This window comes from Streptomyces acidiscabies (genome assembly GCF_020010905.1).
In the GTDB taxonomy this organism is placed as follows: domain Bacteria; phylum Actinomycetota; class Actinomycetes; order Streptomycetales; family Streptomycetaceae; genus Streptomyces; species Streptomyces acidiscabies.
This window is the reverse complement of record NZ_JAGJBY010000001.1, coordinates 747,230-765,270: the sequence shown is the minus strand read 5'-3', so window position 1 is coordinate 765,270 and position 18,041 is coordinate 747,230. Positions and strand designations below refer to the sequence as shown.

The 18,041-nt window shown below is 70.1% G+C and carries 14 protein-coding genes and 2 tRNA genes; 3 read left to right on the top strand and 13 right to left on the bottom strand.

Features of this window, described 5'->3' with window-relative positions; all coding sequences use genetic code 11:
- Nucleotides 1-89: 89 nt before the first annotated feature.
- Together J8M50_RS03700 and J8M50_RS03695 are read right to left on the bottom strand one after the other, a co-directional pair.
- Nucleotides 90-162 (bottom strand) — tRNA-Arg (locus J8M50_RS03700).
- A gap of 167 nt (nucleotides 163-329) precedes the next feature.
- Nucleotides 330-420: transfer RNA gene (locus tag J8M50_RS03695), tRNA-Ser, on the bottom strand.
- Nucleotides 421-835: 415 nt separating this feature from the next.
- Here J8M50_RS03695 and J8M50_RS03690 point away from each other — a divergent pair.
- Nucleotides 836-5,761 (top strand): response regulator, encoded by a 4,926-nt coding sequence (locus J8M50_RS03690; RefSeq protein ID WP_223786155.1) that lies wholly within the window; start codon nucleotides 836-838, stop codon nucleotides 5,759-5,761.
- A gap of 40 nt (nucleotides 5,762-5,801) precedes the next feature.
- Here J8M50_RS03690 and J8M50_RS03685 read toward each other — a convergent pair whose 3' ends face one another.
- Complete coding sequence (locus J8M50_RS03685; protein ID WP_010360158.1) at nucleotides 5,802-6,380, bottom strand: TetR/AcrR family transcriptional regulator; 579 nt, start codon at nucleotides 6,378-6,380, stop codon at nucleotides 5,802-5,804.
- A 121-nt stretch (nucleotides 6,381-6,501) separates the two neighbouring features.
- Between J8M50_RS03685 and J8M50_RS03680 the strand changes: the two genes are divergently transcribed.
- A complete protein-coding gene (locus tag J8M50_RS03680; protein WP_010360160.1) occupies nucleotides 6,502-7,707 on the top strand; it encodes an MFS transporter in 1,206 nt (401 codons plus the stop codon).
- A gap of 463 nt (nucleotides 7,708-8,170) precedes the next feature.
- Here the strand turns inward: J8M50_RS03680 and J8M50_RS03675 are convergent, their stop codons facing one another.
- From J8M50_RS03675 to J8M50_RS03655, 5 genes are all read right to left on the bottom strand, one after another.
- Nucleotides 8,171-8,584 (bottom strand): VOC family protein, encoded by a 414-nt coding sequence (locus J8M50_RS03675; RefSeq protein ID WP_010355928.1) that lies wholly within the window; start codon nucleotides 8,582-8,584, stop codon nucleotides 8,171-8,173.
- A 37-nt stretch (nucleotides 8,585-8,621) separates the two neighbouring features.
- Nucleotides 8,622-10,277, bottom strand: coding sequence for a long-chain fatty acid--CoA ligase (locus tag J8M50_RS03670; protein WP_010355929.1), 1,656 nt, complete (start codon nucleotides 10,275-10,277; stop codon nucleotides 8,622-8,624).
- 164 nt (nucleotides 10,278-10,441) lie between these two features.
- The gene (locus J8M50_RS03665) at nucleotides 10,442-10,789 is read right to left on the bottom strand and encodes a hypothetical protein (RefSeq protein ID WP_010355930.1); all 348 of its coding nucleotides are present in this window, start codon (nucleotides 10,787-10,789) and stop codon (nucleotides 10,442-10,444) included.
- 197 nt (nucleotides 10,790-10,986) lie between these two features.
- On the bottom strand, nucleotides 10,987-12,048 hold the full coding sequence (locus tag J8M50_RS03660) for an NsdA family TPR-like regulatory protein (RefSeq protein ID WP_063748096.1): 1,062 nt from the start codon (nucleotides 12,046-12,048) through the stop codon (nucleotides 10,987-10,989).
- Nucleotides 12,049-12,188: 140 nt separating this feature from the next.
- Nucleotides 12,189-13,055, bottom strand: coding sequence for a helix-turn-helix domain-containing protein (locus J8M50_RS03655; protein ID WP_040837198.1), 867 nt, complete (start codon nucleotides 13,053-13,055; stop codon nucleotides 12,189-12,191).
- Nucleotides 13,056-13,276: 221 nt separating this feature from the next.
- On the opposite strand from J8M50_RS03655, the gene J8M50_RS03650 reads away from it, so the two are divergent.
- The gene (locus tag J8M50_RS03650) at nucleotides 13,277-14,134 is read left to right on the top strand and encodes an ATP-binding protein (RefSeq protein ID WP_010355933.1); all 858 of its coding nucleotides are present in this window, start codon (nucleotides 13,277-13,279) and stop codon (nucleotides 14,132-14,134) included.
- Between the two features lie 225 nt (nucleotides 14,135-14,359).
- Here J8M50_RS03650 and J8M50_RS03645 read toward each other — a convergent pair whose 3' ends face one another.
- The 5 genes from J8M50_RS03645 to J8M50_RS03625 all read right to left on the bottom strand — a co-directional run bounded on the left by J8M50_RS03645 (nucleotide 14,360) and on the right by J8M50_RS03625 (nucleotide 18,029).
- Nucleotides 14,360-14,923, bottom strand: a complete 564-nt coding sequence (locus tag J8M50_RS03645; RefSeq protein ID WP_010355935.1) for a SigE family RNA polymerase sigma factor — start codon at nucleotides 14,921-14,923, stop codon at nucleotides 14,360-14,362.
- Between the two features lie 147 nt (nucleotides 14,924-15,070).
- On the bottom strand, nucleotides 15,071-16,219 hold the full coding sequence (locus tag J8M50_RS03640) for a lipid-transfer protein (RefSeq protein ID WP_010355936.1): 1,149 nt from the start codon (nucleotides 16,217-16,219) through the stop codon (nucleotides 15,071-15,073).
- Nucleotides 16,216-16,596: a MaoC family dehydratase gene (locus tag J8M50_RS03635; RefSeq protein ID WP_010355937.1), complete on the bottom strand. Its 381-nt coding sequence runs from the start codon at nucleotides 16,594-16,596 to the stop codon at nucleotides 16,216-16,218. Before J8M50_RS03635 ends, J8M50_RS03640 begins: the two co-directional genes overlap by 4 nt.
- The gene (locus tag J8M50_RS03630) at nucleotides 16,593-17,498 is read right to left on the bottom strand and encodes a bifunctional MaoC family dehydratase N-terminal/OB-fold nucleic acid binding domain-containing protein (RefSeq protein WP_010355938.1); all 906 of its coding nucleotides are present in this window, start codon (nucleotides 17,496-17,498) and stop codon (nucleotides 16,593-16,595) included. Before J8M50_RS03630 ends, J8M50_RS03635 begins: the two co-directional genes overlap by 4 nt.
- Before the next feature lie 216 nt (nucleotides 17,499-17,714).
- Nucleotides 17,715-18,029 (bottom strand): hypothetical protein, encoded by a 315-nt coding sequence (locus J8M50_RS03625; RefSeq protein WP_010355939.1) that lies wholly within the window; start codon nucleotides 18,027-18,029, stop codon nucleotides 17,715-17,717.
- Between the last annotated feature and the right edge of the window lie 12 nt (nucleotides 18,030-18,041).

Below are 18,041 nucleotides of genomic sequence, written 5' to 3'. Positions count from 1 at the left end.
TGGTCCTGGACGCCCTGAAGAGCGACGGCAATGATCCGAACGAAAGCCAGAGGCCCCGTGGATTCCTCCACGGGGCCTCTGGTCTGCTGTGCACTCGGCAGGATTCGAACCTGCAACCTTCTGATCCGTAGTCAGATGCTCTATCCGTTAAGCTACGAGTGCTTGTTTTATTGTTTCCCGCGTCTTCCGTTCCTGGCCTTCCGGCCGCTCGCGGTGACAGGAAGAACATTACATGACCGGCGCCGTCATGTGAAATCCGATAGGCGTACCCCTTGTGAGCTGGGGAAACGACGAAACCCCGGTCGCGAGGACCGGGGCTTCGGGTGCTGCGGAGGCGGAGGGATTTGAACCCTCGATGGGCTTTAAGACCCAAACCGCATTAGCAGTGCGGCGCCATAGACCGGACTAGGCGACGCCTCCAGCACAACCGCCCGCGTGGGTGCGAGTGGTGCGTGCAGATGATGACACAGGCGAGTGCTGTGTCACCAATCGGTGTCCACCGTACTAGGAGGCCGGGGGCCAGGGCAAAGGGGTTGCCGGCGAGGAGGGGAGGGACCGCACAGCGACGCTCCTGCACAACAACGCCGAGCACGTCCACACCGACGCGGAGCACCTCACGGAAACCCCGCCCCCCTCACCCCGTACACATCCCCCACCCCCGCAAACCCCCTTCGCACCAACGTTCGCACCCCCACCCCCTCCATGCGAGCTGCCTCTCATCCGGCTCCGGAGGAAAGGCACCTGCCCTTAGACTCCCTCGCGTGACACCCCGCGGGCCGGTTGGCAAGATGGCCCGAGCGGTAGGCAAGGTGCGGTGACAGGGAGGAAGCGTCTCGTGAGCAGCAGGCCATCCCGAGGCGCTGCTCGCCTCGCGGCGATACTGGACGCCCTGCCCGACGCGTTGGTGCTGGTCAACGCCAACGGAACGGTCGTGAACGCGAACACGATCGCGCTGGAGGCGTTCGAGACGCCGGGGACCGCGCTCGTGGGCCGGGGGCTGCTGGATCTGCTGCCGGAGTTCGACTCCAAGCTCATCCCGGGCTCGATGCGCAGGCCCGACCACATGGACCCGAGGGGCCGCACCAAGCCCGCGAGGATGATCGCCCGCCGCACCGACGGCGTCGAGTTCCCGGTCGAGGTCACCAGCGCGAACCTGGAGAACGGCCAGCAGGCGTACGACGGATACGGCTACTCGCCCGACGAACTGCTGATGCTGGTCGTACGCGACCTGTCCGGCACCGTCGACACGGAAGCGGAGCTGGCCCGCTCGCAGCGGCAGACGGAGATGATCCTGCGGGCCGCGTCGGAAGGCGTCGTGGGGACGGACACGGACGGCAGGATCGTCCTGGTCAACCCGGCCGCCGCGCAGATACTGGGCTACCGGGCCAACGACCTCGGCGGCAAGGAGCTGCACACCCTCGTCCTGCACTCGCGCCCGGACGGCTCCCCGTTCCCGTACGACGAGTCCCCGCTCGCGGACACCCTGCGCTCGGGCCGCAAGCACCGCGTGCGCGGCCAGGTGCTGTTCGCGAAGAACGGCGACAAGGTCTCGGTGGACCTGACGACGGCGCCGGTGCGGGACGGTGACCAGCTGGTCGGCGCGGTGATGACGTTCACCGACCGGCGGCCGTACGACGTTCTCGCCAAGGAGAAGGAGACGGTCGAGGCGGAGCACGCGCAGGAGCTGGAGCGGCTCGCGGAGGAGCACGCCTCCGACCTGACCGCGCTGCGCCAGCGCCACGTCGCGGAGATCGAGGAGCTCACCGAGCAGCACGCGGAGGACATCGCCGCAGGTGAGGACCGGTACGCCGCGCTCGGCGAGCGCGAGAAGGATCGGTACGAGGCTCTCGCCGGCCGGCACGACCAGTTGCTCACGCTCCTCGGCCGCTCCCTGCGCGGCCCCCTCGACGAGCTGCGCCGCGAACTCGCGACCCTCGCCGCCGACGACGCCGGGCAGCTGTGGCCCGAGGCGAACCAGGTCCTGCACCACCTCTCCGCCGGGTACTCCCGCATCACGACCCTCATCGACAACGTCCTCGGCTACCAGCTCCTCGACACGGGGGAGGCGCAGGTCAGCCGTACGAAGGCGATGCTGGACGCGGTCGTCGCCGCGGGGGTCGACGGCGCGGTCGAGCTGATCGGGCCCGGGCGTGTGCAGTTCGCCGTCCACGCGCCGCCGATCGAGGCCGAGGTCGACGCGCGTCTCCTCGCGACGGCGCTCGCGCACCTCGTCGCGGACGTCGCCGGCGTCGACGCGACCGGCAACGCGCCCGTCTCCGCCGGCGGGTACATGGACAACACGGTCGTGGTGGCCGCCGCCCAGCGCGGGGAGGTCGTACGGATCGAGGTCCGGGGGCCGTACGGCGGCGGGGACCCCGTGCATGAGCCGATCGTGCGGGGGATCGTGCGCGCGCACGGCGGGGTGCTGCAGACCGTCGAGGTGCCGGGGATGAGCGGGAGCGCGTACGTCCTTGAGGTGCCGCTCGGGGGTGGGGCGGGGGTCGTGCCGGTGGAGGCGCCGGTCACGGACGAACCTCGGCGGGTCCGGCGTAGCTCTGTGGACGCGTTCCTTGAGGGGGACGACGGTGAGGGTGCCGTTCCTCCCACCGGGCGGCGGCGTCGGGGGCGGCCCGCTGCCGAGGAGGACGAGGTCGCTGTCGAGGCGGGCGGCGAGGGGTCGGGGCGGCGGCGGGGTCGGCCTGCCGCCGGGGGCGACGAGGTGGCCGAGGGCGCGGTCGTGACCGCCGCCGAGCATGCGGCGGGGACGGCTGCGGTGGGGGCGGGTCTTGGGGCGGCGGTGCCTCCGCAGGGGGTGCCGGTGCCGCCCGGGGGGATGCCGGTTCCGTCTGGCGAGCAGAACGCGTTGGCGTTGACTTCGGGGACGCCTTCGGGGAGCGAGGCGCAGGGGGAGCCGACCGGGCGCCGGCGGCGGGCGTTGGCTGCGGCGGGGGAGAGGGCGGTTGCGCAGGAGGGGGGGCAGCGGGCGGTGTTCGCGTTGCCTCCGGCTGAGGCGGATCGGGGGGTTGGGGGGGTGCCGGGGCAGGGGGGTGCTGCTCAGGGGGTTCCGGGGCAGGGGGTTCCGGGGCAAGAGCTTGTGGCGCAGGGTGGTGTGGCGCAGGGGGCTGCGGCGATGCAGGGCGTTCCGGCGCAAGGAGTTCCGGGGCAGGAGGTTGCTGCTCAAGGAGGTGTGCCGGGGCAGGGGGTTCCGGGACAAGGGCTTGTGGCGCAGGGTGGTGCGGCGCAGGGGGCTGGGGCGATGCAGGGCGTTCCGGCGCAAGGGATTCCGGGGCAGGGGGGTGCTGCTCAAGGGGGTGTGGCGCAAGGAGGTGTGCCGGGGCAAGCGGCTGTGGCACAAGGGGTTCCTGGACAAGGGGTGCCGGGGCAGGGGGCTGCGGCGATGCAGGGCGTCCCGGCGCAAGGAGTTCCGGGGCAGGGAGTTCCGCCTCAGGGGGTCCCGGCTCAAGGTGCCGCGCCTGTGCAAGGGGGGACGGCTCAGGGGGCCCCGCCGATGCAGGGGGTTCCGCCTCAAGGGGTTCCCGCTCAAGGTGCCGTGGCGATGCAGGGGGTTCCGGCGCAAGGGGTTACGGCTCAAGGTGCCGCGTCGGCGCAGGCTGTTCCGGCGCAAGGGGTGCCGGTTCAGGGGGCCGTTCCCCCGCAGGGCCTTCCCGCGCAGGTGCCGCAGGGGGTCGTGCCGCCCCAGGGGGTTCCCGTACCTCCGCAGGGCCAGCCCGTCATGCCTGGGCAACCTCAACTTCCCGCGCAGGGCCAGCCTGTCGCCCCTGGTCAGCCCCAACTCACGGCGCAGGGTCAGCCCGTTGGACCCGGCCAGCCCCAACTTCCCGCGCAAGGCCAGCCCGTCATGCCCGGCCAGCCCCAACTTCTCGCGCAGGCTCAGCCCATCGCCCCCGGGCAACCTCAACTCCCGGCGCAGGCTCAGCCTGTTGTACCCGGTCAGCCCCAACTCACGGCGCAGGGCCAGCCTGTTGCACCCGGCCAGCCTCAACTCCCCGCGCAAGCCCAGCCCGTCGCCCCCGAAGGCGCCGAACACGCCGGGCGGCACGACGCCATCCCCCACGACCAGGCCGACGACCACACCCCGCCCCAGCCGCACCCGGCGAACGCGCCGACAGGGCGCCGGCGTCGGGCCGTCGCCGTGCCTCCGGGCGCGGATGCCGATGACGTCCAGGGCATGAGCGCGGAGGTCGCGGCGCAGCAGGCGCAGATTCCGGGACAGGTCCAGGTCGCCGGACAGGTCCAGCCCCAGTTCCCCGGACAGCCCCCCGCCCAGAACCCGGCGTCCCTCCCCGCGCAGGCCGCGCAGAGCCCCGTACTCGACGCGGGCGCACCCGGAACTCCCGTATCCGGGGCCCCAGTTCCCGGCGCAGGTGTACCCGCAACTCCCGTACCCGGCACCCCTGTTCCCAGCGCAGGCGCACCCGGCAACCCCGTACCCGGCACGGGCGTACCCAACGCGGGCGCGCCCGCAACTCCCGTACCCGGCGCCCCCGTTCCCGGCGCAGGCGCACCCCAGCCTCACCCCGCCCCAGGTCAGACCGGCCACATCCCCCTCCCCCCGCAGCCCGGCCACACCGGCCACATCGCCATGCCCCTCCCCGCCGAAGCACCCCCCGCACAACCCCTCCCCGCCGAAGCCATGGACCCCAACTCCGCGCAGGCGCGGGCGATCAGCGTGCGGACCCTCGGGCAAGGCGTGCCGTTCACCCGGCAGGCCGCTCAGGTTCAGCAGCCGCAGGCTCAGGCTCAGGGGACCTCCGGCGGGCGGCGGCGGAAGTTGGGGACCCCGCCCGGCCCCGAGGCCCGGCCTCACCCCGCCGCCGAGCAGCCCATCGCGCCCTCGCTGCCGCACGCCTCCCTCGCGGGCCAGAACCGGCTCGCGACCGGCACCGAGGGCGCCGGACGGTCGTACGCCATAGGCGCGCCCGACTCCAACGCCGCTGAAGGGCCTGAGCCGTTGGACGGGCCGGGCGGCGCCGTGGAGGTCGCCGACACGCCCCGGCCGCAGCCGATGGACGACGAACTGCCCCCCGAGCCGCTCGACAACCCGCGTCGGCTGCTCGTCTGGCCCGCGCCGGACGTCATCACGCAACAGGCGCTGAGCGACCGCGGATACCGGCCGGTGATCGTCAACTCCCGCGAGGAGGTGGACGCGCAGATCGCCGCGTTCCCGGCGGCGCTGTTCGTGGACCCGCTGACGGGGCCGATCACCCGTACGGCGTTGCAGTCGCTGCGTACGGCGGCGGTCGCGGCGGAGGTTCCGGTGCTGGTGACGGCCGGGTTGGGGCAGGCGACGCGGGAGGCCGCGTACGGCGCCGACCCCGCCGTCCTGCTGAAGGCGCTCGCGCCCCGCGACAGCGAGCAGCATCCGCCGCGCGTCCTGCTCATCGAGGAACATGCCGAGATCGCGCTGGCGTTGACGTCGACGCTGGAGCGGCGGGGGATGCAGGTCGCGCGGGCGGCGAGCGACGCGGACGCGGTGATGCTGGCGGGGCAGTTCCGGCCGAACCTGGTGGTGATGGACCTGATGCAGGTCGACCGTCGGCAGGCGGGGATTCTCGACTGGCTGCGCGCGAACGGGCAGTTGACCCGGACGCCGCTCGTCGTCTACACGGCGGCTGTGGAGCAGCCCGATCTGCCTCGACTCGCCTCCGGGGAAGCGGTGTTGTTCCTCGCGGAGCGCTCGACGAGCAGTGAGGTGCAGTCGCGGATCGTGGATCTGCTGGCCAGGATCGGGACCAACTAGGTTCTGCGCGGGGGGACTTGGGGCCCCTTCGCGACGTACCTCAGGTCGCGACCAGCCGCCGGGCCGCCTCCTTGATCGACGACCTCAGCCGGTCCCGGTCCGTCTCCTCGCCGCCCGCGAGGATGCGGCTCATCTGGGGGACGACCGTCATCCAGTTGGCCAGGGAGATGATGAGGAGGAGCAGGTCGGCCGGGGGGATCGCGTCGGTGATCACGCCGCGTTCCTGGCCGTCCCGCATCGCGTCGACCTTGTGGGCGTAGTGCTCGCGGCGGGCCTTCTCGTCGGGGAGTTCGGCGGTGCCGTACTCGATGCCCTCCCAGTACAGGAGGCGCAGGAGGTCGGGGTTGGCCGCGTGGTAGTCCATGAGGCGGTCGAGCCAGCCGTCGATGTCGTCCGGGTCGACGGGGACGGCGGCGGCGAGGTCGACCATCCTGCGGCTGAGGACCTGCGTGAACAGCTCCGCCTTGTTGCCGTAATAGACGTAGATGAGCTGTTTGTTGGCCTTCGCCTCGGCCGCGATGCGGTCGATGCGGGCGCCCGCGATGCCGTACCGGGCGAACTCGGCGACGGCGGCGGTGAAGATGCGCGCCTTGGTGGCCTCGGGGTCTCTGACTGCCATGGGATCAGGGTAGCGGGGATCACTCCATAACCAACTGGTTGGTTGACAGGGAATGGAGGGCGCTTCCAGACTGTTGTCGCCAACCAACTGGTTGGTTGTGGGTTCGAAGGAGCCGAACGTCATGCGGTCACCGTCCCTCTCCGTGTCCTCCGCCCAGGTGCCGGTGAAGTCGCCGCCCGCCCAGGCCCTCCTGCTGCCGCTCATCGCGCTGTGCACGGCCGTCACCGCCGCGAACATCTACCTCGCCGCGCCTCTACTGCCGCTGATGGCAAGGGACTTCGGGACGACCGCGTCCGCCATCGCCTGGATCGCGTCCGTCGCCCAACTCGGTTACGCCGCGGGGCTGTTGCTGTTCGCGCCGCTCGGGGACCGGGTCAACCGGCGGCGGATCGTGGGGGTGTTGTCGGTCGTGACGGCCCTCGCGCTGGCCGGGGGAGCGGTGTCGGAGGGCGCCGGGGTGCTGGCGGTCGCCGTGTTCCTCGCGTCGGCGGCCACCGTCGTACCGCAGTTGCTGGTGCCGTTCGTCGCCGAGCGCGCGCCCGCCGATCGCCGGGCGCGGCATGTGGCCGCCGTCATAGCCGGGCTGTTCACGGGGATCGTGGCGGCGCGGGTGCTCGGCGGGATCGTGGGGCAGGCGTTCGGGTGGCGGTGGGTGTTCGTGGGGGCGGCCGTGCTGACGGCCGGGCTGGGGCTGGTGACGGCCTCGATGCTGCCCCGGGAACCCCGGGTGCGCGACGGGGCGCCCCTCTTCGCCGGGCACCTCGGCATACCGGCGCTGCTGCGGCACTCCCCCGACCTGTGGCGCGCGTGCGTACGGCAGGCCGGGATGTACGGCGCCTGGTCGGCGCTGTGGACGTCGCTGGCCCTGCTGCTGACGGGCTCCGGCTACGGACTGTCCACCGCGACGGCCGGCCTCTTCGGCCTGTTCGGCCTGACGGCCAGCGCGGTGGCGCCGCTCGCCGGGGGTCTGGTGGACCGCTTCGGCGCCGGGCACGTGGTGCGGGGCGCGTATGCGCTGGCCGCGCTGTCGGTGCCGCTGTTCTGGTGGGGCGGGCATGCGCTGGCGGCGCTCTTCGCGGCGGCGGTACTGATCCATGCGGCGCTGGTGGCATCCCACGTGGCGAACCAGACGCTGGCCCTGACGACGACGTCTTCGCCGAGTGTGGCGAACAGTGCGTATGTGGTGGCGGGGTTCGCGGGTGGGGCTACGGCTTCGGCGTTGGCGGGGGTTGCGTATGGGGGGTTCGGGTGGGGCGGGGTGGTTTTGGTGGCGGGGGTTTGGTTGGGGTTGGGGTGGGGGGCGACGGCGGTACGGCGGGCGAGGTAGGGGCGACGGCGGTACGGCGAGCTAGGCAGGGGGCGACGGCGGTACGGCGAGCTAGGCAGGGGGCGACGGCGGTACGGCGAGCTAGGCAGGGGGCGACGGCGGTACGGCGAGCTAGGCAGGGGGCGACGGCAGTACGGCGAGCTAGGCAGGGGGCGACGGCAGTACGACGGTGAATCCGCACCCCCAGCCGCACCACTCCCAGACCCGCGCCCGCTCCACTCGCCCCGCGCAGCTGCGGCCAGCCGCGCCACCCCCACGGACCCGCCACCCGCTCCACTCGCCCCGCGCAGCTGCGGCCAGCCGCGCCACCCCCGCCGACCCGCACCCGCTCCTCACCCCGCGCCGCTGCGGGCAGTCGTGCCGCTAGGGGCGGCACGGGTGGGCGCAGCGGCACCCCGCCAGCGCGGGTGAGCGCCAACGCCCCCACCCCCGCCACCCACCCAGCCGCACCCGAACCACGGCCCTACTGGTTGCGCTGAGGCCAGACCGGACCCTCGTCCGTCCAGACCACGCCCCTGTTGCGGCAGAGGCAGAACGGGTGGCCGACAGGGTCGGTGTAGACGCGGAACCCGTAGCCCTCGGCATCCGTGTGGTCCCGCTGAAGGCTCGCCCCAAGGTCCAGCACCCGGCGCTCCTCCGCCTCGATGTCATCCACCTCGAAGTCGAGATGGAACTGCTTGGGATGCTCGCTGCTGGGCCACTGCGGCGCGCGGTAGTCCTCCACCGGAGTGAAGGCCAGCTCGATCCCACCGAACTGGATCCCGGCCCAGTGCTCGGTGCTGCTCTCCTTGACGGGAACCCCCGTCACCTCGGAGTAGAAGGCGGCCAGCTCCATCGCGTCCGGGCAGTCGATGATGAAGTCGGTAAGTCGTAGCATCCCGCGATCTTCCCACGTCAGGGGCACCGCGCGCCTGTCAGATCTCCGTGACCTCCAGCTCCCCCTCCGCGTACTGCCGCCGCAACACCTTCTTGTCGAACTTGCCCACACTGGTCTTCGGCACCGCCCCGATCACCGTCCACCGCTCGGGCAGCTGCCACTTGGCGATACCCCCCTCATCCGCGAGGAAGGCCCGCAGCTCGGCGAAGTCAGCAGCCGCACCTTCCTTCAACACGACGGTGGCAAGGGGCCGTTCACCCCACTTCGCATCGGGAACGGCGACCACCGCAGCCTCGGCGACAGCGGGATGCGCCATCAGCGCGTTCTCCAGATCCACGGACGAGATCCACTCACCCCCGGACTTGATGACGTCCTTCGCCCGGTCGGTGAGCGTGAGGAACCCGTCGGGAGAGATCGTCCCGACGTCCCCGGTCTTGAGCCACCCGTCCGCGCTGAACTTGTCCTCGGGCCGCAGGAGTTCGGCGTCGGGCCCGTTGTAGTACGCCCCGGCGATCCAGGGCCCGCGGACTTCGAGTTCACCGGCGGAGGCACCGTCCCACGCAATCCGCTCACCCTCGGGCCCGGTGAGCCGCGCCTCGACCCCGGCGGGGAACCGCCCCTGCGTAACCCGGTACGCGAACTCCTCCTCCGTACCGATGACATGCGCGGGCGGCCGGGCGATCGTCCCGAGCGGCGACGTCTCGGTCATCCCCCACGCGTGACAGACCCGCATCCCGAGTTCGTCGAACGCGGTCATGAGCGCGGGCGGACAGGCGGACCCCCCGATGGTGACCTGCTGAAGGCTGGAGACCTCGCGCGGCCGGGCCGTGAGTTCGGCGAGAAGCCCCTGCCAGATCGTCGGCACGGCGGCGGCGTGCGTCGGCTTCTCGGACTCGATCATCTCGGCGAGCGGTCCGGGCTGGAGGAACCGGTCGGGCATCAGCATGTTGACGCCGGTCATGAAGGTCGCATGGGGCAAACCCCAAGCATTTACATGAAATTGGGGCACGACAATCAGAGAGAGATCCTCGTCCGTGAGCCCCATCGACTGCGCCATGTTGACCTGCATGGAGTGCAGATAGATGGACCGGTGACTGTAGACAACTCCCTTGGGATCACCGGTGGTTCCGGACGTGTAGCACATCGACGCGGCACTGCGCTCGTCCAACTCGGGCCAGTCGTACGAGGTTTCCCGCCCGGCGATCAACTCCTCGTAGTCATGCACCCGTACGGCCGCGTCCGCGAGCCCGGACCGGTCCCCGGGCCCCGAAATCACCACGTGCTCAACGGTCTTGAGATGCGGCAGCAGCGGAACGAGCAGCGGCAGCAGCGACCCGTTGGCGATGACGACCTTGTCCTGAGCGTGGTTGGCGACCCACACCAACTGCTCAGGAGGAAGCCGGAGGTTGAGGGTGTGCAGCACGGCACCCATGGAAGGAACGGCGAAGTACGCCTCGACGTGCTCGGCGTTGTTCCACATGAGCGTGGCTATCCGCTCGTCCCCTGTGACCCCCAGCTCATCCTTCAACGCATGAGCCAACTGCGCCGCCCGCTCAGCGACCTCCGCATAGCTCCGCCGCTGCGGCTCCGCCTCACCCGTCCAGGTCGTCACCTGCGAGGACCCATGGATCGCGGCCCCGTGGGTCAGGATCCTCGAAATCAGCAGCGGTACGTCCTGCATCGTGCTCTGCACGGAGTCCTCCCGGGCGACATTGCCTGCGACGGAACTGGTTGAGCCCGATTCTGCGCACATACCGATCGGTATGTCACTAGGAAGGGCGGGGTGGATCGGCTCACATTAAAGCGAAGGTCAAAAGACCAGGTGGGACCGGCGACCGAAAACCTCCCCGCACCCCCTCAACCACTCTCCGACATCACATTGGCAAACGCTTCCGCCCCGAACGGAGCGCCCCGGTAGTAGTACGGATACTCCAGCCCCGCGGCGGCATACACGAGCGCCCGCCGCCGCTCCCGCTGAAGCAGGGCCTCGGGATGCTCGGCCTCGTGCCGAAAGATCGCGGCGGCCTCTTCCTTGGACGGCGAGGTCCAGGGACGCGACCAGGGACTTTCGGGGATGACGGGCTGGGGCGCGGAGGTGGCGGCGCGCTGGACACAGCACTTGCGGCGGCTGCCCGTGGCGGGCAGAAGAAGGGCGATGATGGTACGCAGCGATGCCAAAATGGCATGCGCGATAGAGTGACGCATGGCGACAGTTCCTTTAGTCGGTGTTTGTCGTCAGGCCCCATCAGCAGAGTGTTGCTAGCACTCTGAGTCCTGGTGGGGCCACTTTTTGTTGTGGCTGAGCATCACGCTAGCACTGAGATCACGAAGTTGAAGCAAATCTCAGCGAACTCGGCAACTTTTCCTGCGAGTTGAACGCACCAGTCAGTAACGAGCCGCCGCTAGGCAACCACCAACTCCCGCACCCGAGCGCCAAAGTCGACGACGAGCCGATGCCGCCCGAAGGCCCGCATACGCTGCTGAAGATCCTGAACCGCCTCGACCGCCCGCGACGACTTGACCTGCCCGGCGAGCTTCAACGTCCGCACCCCAGCGGCGTACGCAGCCTCAAGATCCCGCCGCTGAAGATACGAACCGGCAAGAGCGGCCTGCGACATGGCCCCGCGCCGCGCCCGCTTCTGCCGGGCGGCATACGCGATGGACCACCGAGCATGCTCCTCGGCGGCCTCGGCATCGCCCAGGTCCCGAAAGGTGTTCGCGTGCTCGCCATGCAGATACGCCGGATCAATGAACTCCGCCCAAGCGGGCCCCTCGCCGAACTCGACCCGCTCGTACGCCTTCTCGGACTCCACAACCGCATGAGCCGCAGCGGACTTGTCCCCCAGCAACGCGAGCGCTCGCGCCTCCAGGCACCAGAGGTCAGCCAGACAGGCCGGCGAATCGGCCCTGCCCAGCCCTTGCCGCCCCACCTGAGCAAGCCGTCGCCCTTCGGCGGGGTTACCGAGAAGCGTCGCCTGATCCGCCATCCCCGCAAGAACATGCGCACCGAGCGCCACATCGCGCGACTCCTCGGCAAGACGCAGCGACTGGATCAAGTGGCGCTGGGCGATGCGGTGTTCACCGTTGTCGTAAGCCATCCACCCGAGCAGGTAAGTCTGTTCGGCAGCCGCCACACACAACGCACGCCGTACGTCGTCACCGTGGGCCCGGCGCAGCAACGGATACACGTGCTGATTCATGTACTCGGCCAGGACCAGCCGTCCCGCTCCACCGCCCTGGAAGATGTCCACGCGCTGGAACGTCGCGAACATGTTCTTCACGGCGGACACGTCCTCAAGGCGTACGGGTGGGACTGGCCCCGGTTCCTGGTCAAGGGTGTTCAACAGCCGGTCCCGCAAAGGGCCGACCCCTGCGGTGACCGCGAATGGTGTGGCGGCAAGGAACTTCCGACGGTCCACGTCAGCTCTCCTCGGGTCTGCGACAGCTTCAACCGTAGGCCGCAGGAGGGGAGTTGTGGGCGATCAGGCGTTGCCGAGCGGCCCCTTGGCGATGGCGGCGACGAAGGTGGCGAGGTGTCCTCGGGGCATCAACAGGGCAGGCCCGTCGGACGCCGTGTCGCTGTGCGCAGGCTTCCGGCGTGGACTCAGACGCTCTTCCTGATCTCCGTGATCAGTTCCGCCGACGCCTCGGGCGGCAGTGCGGTGGTCGTCAGTCGTTGCCAGGCGTCCCGGTGCGTCGCGACCTTTTCGCGCTCCTCGATGATGTACGACGCCGAGGACAGGCCCTCGATGTGGACGACGTCGAGGTCGGCGTGCGGGCCGAAGCCCAGGATCACGAAGCTTCCCACCTGGCCGGCGTGCAGGGGTGCGTCGGAGGGGAGCACCTGGATGTGGACGTTCGGCCGCTTGCCCATGGTGAGCAGTCGGCCCAACTGTTCGTCCATCAGACCGTCTACGTCGGAGGTCGACCGCAACGCCGCTTCGCTGATGATCGCCCGGAGGGTGAGCGGGGTCTCGCGAGTGAGGACCACCTGACGAGCGAGCCGTACCTCGACCAACGCGTCGACGCGCGCTTCGACGTCCGCGGACATCGCCGTCGCCCTGATGATCTCGCGCGCGTACTCGGACGTCTGCAACAGGCCGGGAATCGCGCCGAGTTGCCAGTACGAGACGGACTCCGCCTCGGCCTCAAGGCTGATCAGGTCCTCGTACACCGGCGTGAGTGTCCCGCGATAGGAGTGCCACCAGCCGCGCCGCACCCCCTCGTTGGTGAGCGCCAGCAACGCGGCTCGCAGTTCGTCGTCGACGTCGCGCCCGAGTCCGGCGTACAGATCCAGCAGGTCTTCCAGGTCGTTCGGCTTGGTCGGGCTCTTGGCAGTCTCGATACGCGAGAGCTTGGATGTCACGAACCGCCCACCCGAACGCTCCGACACCTCTTCGAGCGTGAAGTCACCGCGAAGTGCCCTGAGCTTCGCCCCAAGACGCCGACGGCGCACAGTGGGTGCACTCACGTCGTACCCATCCCTCCCGAGTCCTGCCGGACAGTGTGCCGCGCTGTCTCAGGGGCTGTCACCTGCACTCGAACAGGCATGTGCAATTTTCTACAGAATAGTGAAGCGGCTTGCGCAGCAGCCTGCTTGAGGAGCAACCTGGTGCGGCGAAATGCACACACAGCCACACTCGCGTCACGCACTGGATGTGCAGAGTGGCTGCCTCCCACAAGGGGACCTGCATGATCCAAAGACCGCCGCCCCCACCCGTTCTCGTACTCCCCGGCGAACCCTCCTCCGCCGGAGCAGCCCGGAAATTCGTACGTGCATACGTCGAGTACCACGTACCGGGCGTACCTGAGGACTACGTCGAGAACATCGTCCTCATCGCCTCCGAGATGACCACCAACGCCATCCGCTACGGCACCGAACCCGGCGACTCGATCCGGATCACCATCGACGCGGACGAGCAGGAAGCCCGTATCGAGGTCCAGGACCCCACCCGCCGCTCCCCGAGGCGGCGACCCGAATCCGGTGAACGAGGAAGAGGGCGGGGCCTGTTCATCCTGGACGCCGTCTGCGGGGACGAGTGGGGATGCCGGCCCGCCCCGTTCGGCAAGGTCGTCTGGGCGAGGGTCCGCGCGCCGCAGGCACCCGCACCGGGCCCCGATTTCATCGCCGGTCTCACGGTCCTCACCTGGCTGGACTTCACCCCCGCCGGAACCACACCGTGGCTCCTGATCGGCTACCCTCCGCCGAGCCACCCGCCCGAGACCACCGAGTCAATCGCGAACGGCCTACGCGCACTCGGCACCGTCCTCCAACTCCGGCCCACCACCGAGCGCGTACCCGACATCGGCAACCGCCTCCGGCTCGGCGGCCGGACGGTCGCGCTCGACTACGGCCACGACCACTACCTGCTGCACGTCCCGGACGCCGACGAAAAGTGGCGTACGCACATCGCTCAGGGCAACCGCGTCCACCTCGCCGTCTGCCTCGACGCACTCCCCGTACGCATCGGAATCGAGGACGCCGCCCGACTCATCCAGCACGCCGACGGCCGGGTGCTCATGGGGGCGACGGGGGTACGGGGTCGCTGAGGTACAAGACGGGTCGCCCCGGGGTGTAGGAGACTCCGGGCCGACCCGCCTGGCCCGACCCTACAAGCGGCGTACGGCCGCCCTGCCGGAGGAGGAACAAAGGATGAGCACCGCCCGCGTCCGCGAACTGCATCTCCACCGGAAGTACTACGCCTTGAAGGAGGCACTGGGCGCGCTCGCGATCGGCATCGCGCTGGTCACGCCGTGAAGCCTCAGCGCCGTCCCTCAGTCGCGGGCCAGCTCCAGTTCCGGGTCCTCGCGGAGTTTGCCCAGTGCCCGCGACACCGCCGACTTCACCGTGCCGATCGAGACGCCCAGCACCTCCGCCGTCTGTGACTCGCTGAGGTCCTCGTAATACCTGAGGACTACCATCGCCCGCTGCCGCGCGGGGAGCTTCAGGATCGCTCGCCACATCGCGTCGTGGAGGGCCTGTTGTTCGGCCGGGTCCTCGGCGGAGCCGAGCGTGTGCTCCGGCTCGGGCAGCTCGTCGCACGTGAACTCGTCGACCTTGCGCTTGCGCCACTGGGACGTACGCGTGTTGAGGAGGGCGCGGCGGACGTAGCCGTCGAGCGCTCGGTGGTCCTCGATGCGGTCCCAGGCGACGTACGTCTTCGCCAGGGCGGTCTGGAGGAGATCCTCCGCGTCGCACGGGTTCGCGGTCAGCGAGCGGGCGGTGCGCAGGAGCACCGGCTGCCGGTCCCGGACGTAGGACGCGAACGACGGGTACCCCGGGCGGACGGTGGTCCGCGCCCCGCGGTTCGCAGCGCTGGTGCAGACGGGTGTGGTCATGTCTCCACGCTAGGAGGGAGACCTCGTGGTCCGGATCGCCCGCAGGTCCCGAAGAAGAATCCCCCTCAGGTTGTAGGGGTGGTGCTGGCCCCACCTCCTGAAGGTGGAGCGCTGATACCCAGGTACTACGGGATGACCCCTGGGGAATCATCTGTCCGCCGTAAGAACCAGACCCGACGTAGGCACCCCGGTACCCGCCGTGACGAGCGCGGTCCCGGCGCCGGGCACCTGGTTGACCGCCGTCCCGCGCAGCTGCCGTACGGCCTCGGCGATACCGTTCATACCGTGGAGGTACGCCTCCCCGAGCTGCCCCCCGTGCGTGTTCAGGGGAAGCCGCTCCTCGGCGACGTAGTCCCCTCCCTCTCCAGGACCACAGAACCCGAACTCCTCCAGCTGCATGAGGACGAACGGCGTGAAGTGGTCGTAGAGGATCCCTACGTCGATGTCGGCGGCCGTCAGCCCGGAGGCTCGCCAGAGTTTCCGCGCGACCACCCCCATCTCGGGGAGTCCCGCCAGGTCGCCCCGGTAGAAGCCGGTCATCGCCTCCTGCCCCTTCGCCGCGCCCTGCGCCGCCGCCGCGACGAGTACGGGGGGCCGCGCCAGGTCCCGCGCGCGCTCCGGGGTCGTCACGATCAGCGCCTGGCCGCCGTCCGTCTCCTGGCAGCAGTCGAGGAGGCGCAGGGGTTCGACGATCCAGCGCGACGCCGCGTGGTCCTCCAGGGTGATGGGACGACCGTAGAAGTACGCGGCGGGGTTGGTGGCGGCGTGCTTGCGGTCGACGACCGCTACGTGGCCGTACGCCTCTGGAGTTAGGCCGTACGTGTGCAGGTACCTCTGGGCCGTCATCGCGACCCACGACGCCGGGGTGAGGAGGCCGAAGGGGAGGGTCCAGCCGAGGGCGACGCCTTCCGCGGACGGCTCACGCCGGGTCACTCCTGAGCCGAACCTGCGGCCCGAGCGTTCGTTGAAGGCGCGGTAGCAGACGACGACCTCCGCGACTCCCGTCGCCACCGCCATCGCCGCTTGCAGGACCGTCGCACACGCCGCGCCACCGCCGTAATGGACCCGGGCGAAAAACCCCAACTCGCCTATCCCGCATGCCTGCGCGAGGGTGATCTCGGGGTTCGTGTCCATCGTGAACGTCACCATGCCGTCGACGTCCGTCGGCCTGAGACCGGCGTCGGCTATCGCGGCGCGTACGGCCTCTGCGGCCAGGCGGAGTTCGCTGCGGCCCGAGTCTTTGGTGAACTCGGTGGCGCCGATGCCGACGATGGCCGCGCGTCCGGCGAGGGTCATCGGACCGTCACCTGCACGGTGCCCGTCACATGCCGCCCCCGGCTGTTGTCGCCGGTGACCCGGACCGTCACCTCGTCGCCCTCGACCCGTTCGATCTGGCCCGTCAACTGCATGGTGTCTCCGGGATAGTTGGGGGCTCCCAACCTGATGGCGACCTTGCGCAGACGGGCGTTGGGCCCGAAGTGGTCCGTGATGTACCTGCCCACAAGGCCGTTGGTCGTGAGGATGTTCATGAAGATGTCCGGGGAGCCCTTGGCGCGGGCGGCTTCGGGGTCGTGGTGGACGTCCTGGTAGTCGCGGGACGCGATGGCACCGGCGACGATCAGCGTGCGGGTGATCTCGATGGTCAGCGGCGGAAGTTGGGCGCCTTCCCTCATGCCGATTCCTCCCCCGCGCGGAACACCGGAAGCGTCAACTCCTCGTCGTACGCCCGGAATTCGAGCGTCACCGGCATCCCGATGCGGACCTTGTCGTACGGCACGCCGATCACGTTGCTCACCAGCCTCGGCCCTTCCGCGAGTTCGACGAGAGCCACGGCGTACGGGGGGTCGAAGGCCGGGAACGGGGGGTGGTGCATGACGACGTACGAGTAGACCGTGCCCTCGCCGGACGCCTCCTGCGTGTCCCAGTCCGGGGAGCCGCACTCCGTGCAGCCGGGGAGCCAGGGGAAGCGGAGGGTCGTGCAGGCGGTGCAGCGCTGGAGGAGGAGGCGGTGGTGCCGGATGCCGTCCCAGAAAGGGGAGTTGTCGCGGTTGATGACGGGGCGGGGGCGGCGGGGGGCGTCCTTCTTCGGGGCTGCCGGTGCGTACTTGAGGATGCGGAAGCGGTGCGTTCCGATCAACTCGCCGGTTTCCACGCGGAGATCGGTGCGCGTCGTCACGAAGTGGCCGACGCCGAGCTTCGTGGACTTGCGCGCCGACACCGACTCGATCACCGAGTCGAACGTGACCCGTTCGCCGACGCGCAGGGGACGGACGTACTCCTGCTCCGAGTCGGTCGCGACGACCGCCGTACAGCCGAACTCGTCGAGCAGCGCGAGGAGTTGCTCGTACGCGTCCGTGCGGGACGGGTGTCCGGAGAGGCCGCCCATCGTCCAGACCTGGAGCATCGTGGGCGGGGCGATCGCGTCGGGGCCGGTGTACGCGGGGTTCGTGTCGCCGAGCGCCTCGCACCAGTGGCGGATCATGGGGGCGTTCACGGGGTCCTTGGCGAGTCCGGCGACGGTTGCGGGCAGGCCCTCGTACGCCTTGAGCTGTTGCTCGTAGGAATCGTCCGGCATGGCGCGCTCCCCCCGGCTGGAAGATTTCTGACTGTCCGTCAGATCATCTGAACTGTCAAGGACGGGCCGCCAGTTGAAGCGCGCTGGGATGCGTGCAAACGCCTGCGCGGCGAAGCCCGAGAGCCTCGCCGCGCAGACGTCTACCACCCCGGTGAACACACCCCACGCTCGGTCGGAGGGCCGGTGCCGGTGCGCCGGCCCTCCCGGGTCAGCGGGTCACCACCACAGCGGGGCGAAGGTGACCTGCACGTTGTGGTTGCCCTGGTTGATGGCCGTGAACGCGGAGCCGTTCACCTGGGCCGTGTTGCTCTGGTTGGTCGCGCCGGAGCCCACGGCGTTCTGCTGCGTGGTGGACGAGTTGCCGTTGTTGTCGCCGGCCACGCCGCTGCCGATGATGCTGGCGACGCCCGCGTTCGATCCGTCGTCCGCGAAGCCGCCGTTGTCCGCCGCCGCGACGCCGGTGAAGAGAGCGGCGGCGAGCGGGAGGGCGGAGACGGCGGCGACGATGCGGGCGGTACGGATGCTTGCCATGTTGTTCCTCCA